Raw genomic sequence first — 6,315 nt, forward strand, 5'->3', positions numbered from 1 at the left:
TTTTCGCGCCGGGGCTCTGCCCCGGACCCCGGAGGATTTGGACCAAGGTGAAGCAGGACTTGCGCCTTTGTTGCGGGGCGGATGTCGCCGAGGCATGGGGACATGGCCATGATCGCGCGACAAGGCTGGCCCGGCGCGTTCGAGCGAAGCGTGCTCATGTCTTGATCCTCGGGTCGAGCAGGCTTTGCGCCACGTCCACAAGGATGTTGAAGATCACATAGAGGCAGGCCACCACCACCACGCCGCCCTGCACCAGCAGGATGTCGCGCTGCAGGATCGCGTTCACCAGCATCCGCCCGATGCCGGGCCATTGGAAGACGATCTCGATATAGACCGCGCCCGATAGCACGAAGCCCGCCTGCAACCCCAGCACCGGAATGATCGACACCATCGCCGCGCGCAGCGCGTGGCCCAGGATCACCCGCCGCTCGCCCACCCCCTTGGCGCGGGCGGTGCGGATGTAATCCTGGCGCAGCACCTCCAGCATGGCCGAACGCGACAACCGCGCGATCACCCCGGTTGCCACGACCGAAAGCGCCGCCGCCGGCATCGCGATGTGGCGGGCCAGATCCAAAAGATCGCCGCCGCCATAGATCGCGTACATGCCCGATACCGGAAACCAGCGCAGATCCACCGCGAAAAAGAGGATCAGCATTATGCCCAGGAAGAACGACGGGATCGAGATCCCGATCAGCACCGCGAAGGTGATCACCTTGTCCGCCAGCCCATATTGCCGCGCCGCCGAGACCACCCCGGCCAGGATCCCCAGGATCGACGCGGCGACCCAGCTGACACCGGCCAGCACCGCAGTGGCCGACAGCCGTTCCCACACCTCGAAGATCACCGGACGGTTGAGCGAATAGGAACGCCCGAAATCGCCATGCAGCATGTTCCACAGCCACAGCACATAGCGATACCAGAGCGGGTGGTTCAGCCCCAGCTGCTTGTTGATCCGCGCCACGTTGTCGGGCGTGGCGTAGGCGCCCAGCAATGCCGTGGCAGGATCGCCCGGGATCATCGCCATGATGAGGAAGACGATTGCCGTGATCCCCAGAAGCACCGGGATCGCCGAAAGCAACCTGCGCAGAATGTAGCGGCCCATCGCGCCCCCATGCGGCGTTCAAGCGGAAAGTCGGGGGCGAGGCGAGCGCGCCCCGCCCCAGGGTCCGTCAGGTCTTCTTCACATCCTGCAATTCCAGCAGGAACGACGGCTGAAGCTGGAAATCCTGCACCATGTCGTTCGACACGGCATTCTGCTTCCAGTTCGCGACGAAGACCCAGGGCGCGTCGTCGTGCACGATGACCGCGACCTTCTTGTACAACTCCGCGCGCTTGGCCTGGTCGGTCGAGGTGCGGGCCTCTTCCAGCAGCTTGTCGACCTCGGGGTTCGAATAATAGCCCGAGTTGAAGCCCCCCTTCTGCGGCCAGGCACCGGTGCGCAGGGTCAGGTAGGGCAGCGTGTCGGGATCGTTAGTCATCCAGGCCATTTCGGCCATGTCGACATGCTGGTCCTTGTCCAGCCCCGGGTTCACCTTGCCCAGGAAGGTGTTCCACTCGAAGGTCTCGATCTTGACCTTCAACCCCACGGCGGCCAGATCGGCCTGGATCGCGGTGCCCATCGCCACCGGATCAAGCATCCCCGAGCCGCCCTCGGTGACGTAGAAGGTCAGCTCTGCCCCCTCGGCGCCGGCCTCTTTCAGCAGCGCCCTGGCCTTGTCGGGGTCGTAGGGATAGGGCTGCAGCTTGTCGTCATAGGCCCAACTGAAGGCCGGCGCGATCGGGCCGTTGGCGACACTTGCGGTGCCTTCCAGCACGTTCTTGCAGATCGCCTCCTTGTTGATCGCGTAATTCGCGGCCTGGCGCACACGCTTGTCCTTGAACGGTCCCTTGGCGCAGTCGAGGATCAGGAACCAGACATGCGGCCCGACCTGTTCGTAAAGCTCATACTGATCGTTCTTGAATTCGCTCAGCGATGTCGGCGGCACCTCGACCATCAGGTCGATCCCGCCCGACAACATTTCGGCGACGCGGGTGTTGGCATCGGTGATCGGGCGGAAGATCACCGCCTTGGTGCCGGTCTTGTCGCCCCAGTAGCCGTCAAATCGGTCGATCACCACGCGCTCGTTCGATTTCCATTCGACGAATTTGTAGGCGCCGGTGCCAACCGGATGGCGCCCAAAATCCTTGCCGTATTTCTTCACCGCCGCCGGTGAGACGATCAGTCCGGTCGGATAGGCAAGGTTCGACAGGAACGGCGCATAGGGCTGCTTCAGCGTGAACCTCACCGTCTGCGGGTCGACCACCTCGGTCGTCTTGATCGACGAGAAGAAGAAGGACAGCGGGAAGGGACCGGTGCCATGATAGGGGTTCTTGTCATCGAGCATCCGGTCGAAGTTGAACTTCACCGCATCGGCATCGAAATCGGTGCCGTCATGGAACTTCACCCCCCGGCGCAGCTTAAATGTGTATTCAGTGCCGTCCGGGCTGATCGTCCAGCTTTCGGCCAGCCCCGGGCCGGGCTCCAGCGTGCCGGATTTGTAGCGGGTCAGCCCCTCGTACAGATTCACCAGGATGCGGAAGTCGTTCACCGCGGTGTCGACGGCAGGGTCGAGCGATTTTGGCTCCGCCACCTGGCCCACGATCAGCACGCCCGCGGGCGTCGCGGCCATCAGGCGTTGCGAGAAGGCCGCGAGCGAAAGCGTCGCGCCCGTCGCCGCAAGCAAGCCACGGCGCGTCAGGGTCGGTTGGGTCATGAAGGCTCTCCTTGTTGGCGCAGGTCTGATCTGGCACCCGTCTGGCGGGGTGCTCTGGCCATAAATTATCATGATAATTTGCATGCGTCAATTTTTCATGATAATTTTGGGGTGAATATGAGTTCTCTGCGAGGCAAAGCCTATGACCTTTTCAATTCTCGCGCGCGATACCCAGAGCGGCGCCCTGGGCGGGGCGGCGGCGACGGGGTCGCTCTGCGTCGGTGGCTGGGTGCTGCGCGGTGACATTCGCGCCGGAATGTCGGCCAGCCAGGGCGCCGCGCCATCGACGCTGTGGGGCGAGGACGTGCTGGTCGGCATGCGCCTGGGCCGCAGCGCCGAAGAGGCGGTGCGCGACGTGACCGAGGCCGATCCCGGGCGCGAATGGCGCCAGCTTTCGGCGCTGGACCGGATCGGGCGCACGGGGCTGTTCACCGGCACGCGCAACACCCCCGAAATGGCCGGCCATGCCTTCGACGGTGGTATCGTGGCGGGCAACATGCTGGCCAGCAAGGCGGTGCCGCGGGCTGCGGCCGAGGGCTTCCTGGGCGCGCCAGGCGATTTCGCGGCGCGGCTTTTGGCGGGGCTTTGGGCCGGGCATGCCGCGGGCAGCGATGTGCGCGGGCTGCAATCGGCCGCGCTGCTGGTCGTGCGGCGCGACGCGCCGCCGTTGACGCTGCGGGTGGATTACGCGGAAGACCCCCTTGCGGCGCTGCAGGGGCTGCTGAGCCGCGCAACCCGTGGCGAATACGCCGACTGGGCCCGCCGCGTGCCGACGCTGGACGCCCCGATACGGACGCTGGAGGACGGTTGAGGCCACGCGCCCCTGCGGACGGGGACGGGCGTGTCGCCACCTCCGGCGCCGGGGGTTTCACACCCCCGGACCCCCGTGGAGTATTTTCGCCAAGATGAAGGCAGCGGTCTTCCTTGCGCTTTCATCGTTCACCAAATACGCGCCAGAGTCGCCACCCGCGGCCGCGTTCAGAGCCGTTCGATCGCGATGGCAATGCCCTGGCCGCCGCCGATGCACATGGTGATCAGGCCAAGTTTGCCGCCGGTGCGCTCCAGCTCGTAAAGCGCCTTGACGGTGAGGATCGCGCCGGTCGCGCCGACCGGGTGGCCTAGGGCGATGGCACCGCCGTTGGGGTTCACCTTCCTCGGGTCGAGGCCAAGTTCCTGCGACACCGCCAGCGCCTGGGCCGCGAAGGCCTCGTTCGATTCGATCACGTCGAAAGCCGATACGTCGAGCCCGGTCCGGGCGCACAGTGCGCGCACCGCCGGGATCGGGCCATAACCCATCACCTCTGGCCGCACCCCGGCATGGGCGTAGCCCAGGATCCGCGCCCGCGGCTTCAGCCCGGCGGCCTCGGCGGCGGCGGCCCGGGCCAGCACCAGCGCCGCGGCGCCGTCGTTGATGCCCGAGGCGTTGCCCGCCGTCACCGTGCCGCCCTTCTGGAACACCGGCTTGAGGCCGGCCAGCGCCTCGGCCGTGGTGGCCTTGGGGTGTTCATCCACCTCGAAAGGCACCATGTCGCGCTTCGCCCGCACCTCGACCGGCACGATCTGGTCCTTGAAATAACCCGCCGCGATCGCCTTGGCGGCACGGGTCTGGCTTTCCAGCGCGAATGTGTCCTGGGCCTCGCGGCTGATGCCGCTTTCGCCCGCCACATTCTCGGCGGTCACGCCCATATGGCCGGTGCCGAACGGGCAGTTGAGCGCCCCCAGCATCATGTCCTGCGCCCCGGTGTCGCCCATCTTCTGGCCCCAGCGCGCCGCCGGCAGGATGAAGGGAGAGCGGCTCATGCATTCCGCCCCGCCGGCCAGAGCGAAATCTGCGTCCCCGAGCATCAGCGACTGCGCCGCCGAGACCACCGCCTGTGCGCCCGATCCGCACAGACGGTTGACGTTCATCGCCGGTGTCGTATCGGGAATGCCCGCCTGGATCGCGGCGACGCGCGACAGGTACATGTCGCGCGGTTCGGTATCGATGACATGGCCGAAGACCACATGGCCGATCTGCCCGCCCTCGACGCCGGCCCGCGCCAGGGCGGCCTTGGCGGCGGTGGTGCCCAGTTCGATCGGCGGCGTGCCCGCCAGCGACCCGCCGAAGGTACCGATCGCGGTGCGCGCGCCCGACAGGATGACGATATCGTCGCTCATGGTGTGTCTCCCTTGAAATTTTCCGGATGGGCGGCCGCGACCGCCGGAATCGCCTCTAGCCTAGAGGCGATGTCGAGGCTTCGCGACAGCGACGTCACGTCGACGCCCCAGCGCCGTGCGTTGTAAAGCTGTGGCACCAGACAGATATCGGCCATTCCCACCACGTCGCCATGGCAGAAGCGGCCGGTGGCGGGATTGTCCAGCATCGCCTCGAACGCCGCCAGCCTCGGGGCCATGATGGCCTGCATCCAGGCGTCGGCGGTGATCGCCCCGCCCGAGGCCTGGACCGCATGATTGGTGACCGAGGAATTGCACACCGGGTGGATCTCCATCGCGATCGCATAGGCAAGTGCCCGCATCCGTGCGCGGCCGGCCGGGTCGTCGGGCAGGAAGCCCGCGGCGCGGGTCTCGTCAAGATATTCGATGATCGCCAGCGACTGGGTCAGCACACGGCCGTCGATTTCCAGCGTCGGCACCAGCCCCTGAGGGTTGCGGGCCAGGTTTTCAGGCGCCTTCTGATCGCCCTTCGGCAGATCGACCGGAACCGAGGTGAAGGGCAGCCCCGCCAGCCCCAGCGCGATCCGCACCCGATAGGCCGCGGAGGAACGCCAGTAATCGTAAAGTATCGCGTTCATTTCGTCTCCATGATCCGGCCAAGCGCGCGGCGCAGCGCCGCGTGATCGGCGCCGAGCGACGCGATCAACTCTTCCTGAAACTGCGCCGCGATGGGCAGCAGCCGCGCCACCAGCGCCTGCCCCGCGGGCGTCAGCCGCAGGTCGATCAGCCTTCTGTCCTCGGCATGGGGGCGCTTTTCGACATAGCCCGCATCGGTCAGGCGCTGGGCGGCGCGGCTGACCTTGGACTTGTCCATCTCGACGCGGGCGTGGATCTCTCGCACGCTTACCGATCCCGAATGCGCCAGATGCACCAGCACCCGCCATTCCGGGATCGAGATGCCGAAATCGTCGCGGTAGCGTTCCGCGAAGGCACGGCTGACGCGCGCCGCCGCCGCCGCCAGCTGATAGGGCAGAAATTCGGTCAGGTCGAAATCGGACATCCCCATCCCCCGGCGTCAGGCTGCACAATGAGTGCACCACTCCCCCGCCCGGTTCAAGCACCCCCCCCGGACCGGCCCGCCGCGACGCCCGCCTCGCGCGAAGGTGGGCCGGGCGAGCTTGACTCGTTGCATTCGCAACAATACATCTTGCGGCATGTCGCGCCGGGTTATCCGGGGCCGGCGGCAACAGGAGGATGCCATGACCAGTCAGGAGCTTCCGCAGGGGATGGTACGGGCGCCGTGCCAGCCCGGCCCGCACGAGGGCTACATGCCGGGCTTTGGCAACGATTTCGAGACCGAGGCCCTGCCGGGCGCCCTGCCCCAGGGCCAGAACAGCCCGCAGAAATG

7 protein-coding genes are annotated in these 6,315 nt (G+C 66.6%); 2 read left to right on the forward strand and 5 right to left on the reverse strand.

The window, feature by feature from the left end; all coding sequences use genetic code 11:
- Positions 1-154 precede the first annotated feature (154 nt).
- On the reverse strand, positions 155-1,102 hold the full coding sequence (locus tag BLV97_RS18285) for an ABC transporter permease (RefSeq protein ID WP_035839159.1): 948 nt from the start codon (positions 1,100-1,102) through the stop codon (positions 155-157).
- Positions 1,103-1,169: 67 nt separating this feature from the next.
- A complete protein-coding gene (locus BLV97_RS18290) occupies positions 1,170-2,753 on the reverse strand; it encodes an ABC transporter substrate-binding protein (protein ID WP_035839162.1) in 1,584 nt (527 codons plus the stop codon).
- A 142-nt stretch (positions 2,754-2,895) separates the two neighbouring features.
- On the opposite strand from BLV97_RS18290, the gene BLV97_RS18295 reads away from it, so the two are divergent.
- Entirely contained in the window at positions 2,896-3,564 is a 669-nt protein-coding gene (locus tag BLV97_RS18295) for a DUF1028 domain-containing protein (RefSeq protein WP_035839165.1), read from the forward strand.
- 167 nt (positions 3,565-3,731) lie between these two features.
- On the opposite strand, the gene BLV97_RS18300 is transcribed toward BLV97_RS18295, so the two are convergent.
- From BLV97_RS18300 to BLV97_RS18310, 3 genes are read right to left on the reverse strand one after another with little or no spacing between them, the layout of a single operon-like run.
- Positions 3,732-4,910 carry an acetyl-CoA C-acyltransferase family protein gene (locus BLV97_RS18300; protein ID WP_035839168.1) on the reverse strand — a complete coding sequence of 393 codons (1,179 nt, stop codon included), beginning with the start codon at positions 4,908-4,910 and terminating at the stop codon, positions 3,732-3,734.
- The gene (gene maiA, locus BLV97_RS18305; RefSeq protein WP_035839171.1) at positions 4,907-5,545 is read right to left on the reverse strand and encodes a maleylacetoacetate isomerase; all 639 of its coding nucleotides are present in this window, start codon (positions 5,543-5,545) and stop codon (positions 4,907-4,909) included. The genes BLV97_RS18300 and maiA overlap by 4 nt, the downstream gene beginning before the upstream one ends.
- Positions 5,542-5,967 carry a MarR family winged helix-turn-helix transcriptional regulator gene (locus BLV97_RS18310; protein ID WP_035839173.1) on the reverse strand — a complete coding sequence of 142 codons (426 nt, stop codon included), beginning with the start codon at positions 5,965-5,967 and terminating at the stop codon, positions 5,542-5,544. Before BLV97_RS18310 ends, maiA begins: the two co-directional genes overlap by 4 nt.
- 199 nt (positions 5,968-6,166) lie before the next feature.
- On the opposite strand from BLV97_RS18310, the gene BLV97_RS20925 reads away from it, so the two are divergent.
- On the forward strand, positions 6,167-6,315 hold a 149-nt coding region (locus BLV97_RS20925), incomplete at its 3' end, for a homogentisate 1,2-dioxygenase (RefSeq protein WP_143037581.1).

Source organism: Allgaiera indica, from assembly GCF_900106675.1.
GTDB classification, from domain to species: domain Bacteria; phylum Pseudomonadota; class Alphaproteobacteria; order Rhodobacterales; family Rhodobacteraceae; genus Acidimangrovimonas; species Acidimangrovimonas indica.